This is a genomic window from Aminobacter sp. P4_D5 (assembly GCF_056401815.1).
This window is the reverse complement of the sequence record NZ_JBFUIP010000432.1, coordinates 1-1028: the sequence shown is the minus strand read 5'-3', so window position 1 is coordinate 1028 and position 1028 is coordinate 1. Positions and strand designations below refer to the sequence as shown.

Annotated in this window: 2 protein-coding genes; both read right to left on the bottom strand. The window is 68.1% G+C overall.

All coding sequences use genetic code 11. The features are described from left to right. A partial coding sequence (locus AC1DWF_RS32530; RefSeq protein WP_476842644.1) for an aldo/keto reductase occupies positions 1 to 609 on the bottom strand: 609 nt, incomplete at its 3' end. 43 nt (positions 610 to 652) lie between these two features. Beyond that, the coding region (locus AC1DWF_RS32525) for a zinc-binding dehydrogenase (protein ID WP_476842643.1) at positions 653 to 1028 on the bottom strand (376 nt) is incomplete at its 5' end.

The window sequence follows — 1028 nt, the reverse complement described above, 5'->3', positions numbered from 1 at the left end:
CAGCAGCCCCATGCCGTAGCGCGCGGCGACGGGCGCCACATCCTGCTCGGCCTTGCGGACCAGCAGCGAATACTCGTCCTGGCAGGAGACGAAGGATTCGAGGCCGAGATGCTTCGAGGTCCATTGCGCCTCGACCACCTGCCAGCCCGGCAGGTTGGAGCAGCCGAGGTAGCGGACCTTGCCCTGCTTCACGAGGTCGTCGAGGGTGCGCAACGTCTCCTCGGTCGGCGTGAGCGGATCGGGCTTGTGATATTGGTAGAGGTCCAGATAATCGGTCTTCAGCCGCTTCAGGCTCGCCTCGACGGCGGACATGATGTAGCGGCGCGACCCGCCCTTGAGCCGCCCGTTATCGCCGTCCATGGGCAGGCCGAACTTGCTGGCCAGCACGATGTCCTTGCGGCGGTCGCCGAGGACCTCGCCCATGAGGGTCTCCGAGCCGCCCTGGTTGCCGTAGACGTCGGCCGTGTCGAAGAGGGTGATGCCGTGGTCGAAGGCCGCGTGGATCACGGCGCGCGTGCCCTCGAGATCGAGGCGGCCGCCGAAATTGTTGCAGCCGAGGCCGATGGTGGAGACCAGCAGCCCGCTGGTGCCGAGATTGCGTTGCTTCATGGACGCCGTGCCTTCGTTGCTCGCGCGGAAGATTGCGCGCGGCTCAGTGGCTCGGCAAGTCGAGCAGGGGCTTGCCGATCAGGCGGCGCTCCTCCAGCGCGGCATGGGCCTCCTCCACATTGTCCAGAGTGAAGCGGGCGGCGATGTCGAGGGATAGGGCGCCGTCCAGCAGGCCGGAAAAGATGTCGGCGGCGCGGCGGCGGATGGTGGGGCCGTCGGGCAGATGGTCGGCCAGGCGCGGGCGGGTAAGGAAGAGCGAGCCGGCCTCGCCGAGCTCGATCGGGTCGAGGTCGCGGACTGAACCGCTCACCGAACCGAAGGCCACGACGAGGCCTCGCTTGCGGGTCGCGCGAAAACTGTCGCGCAGGGTGGTGCGGCCGATGGGATCGAAGACCACGTCCACGCCCTTGCCGCCAGTG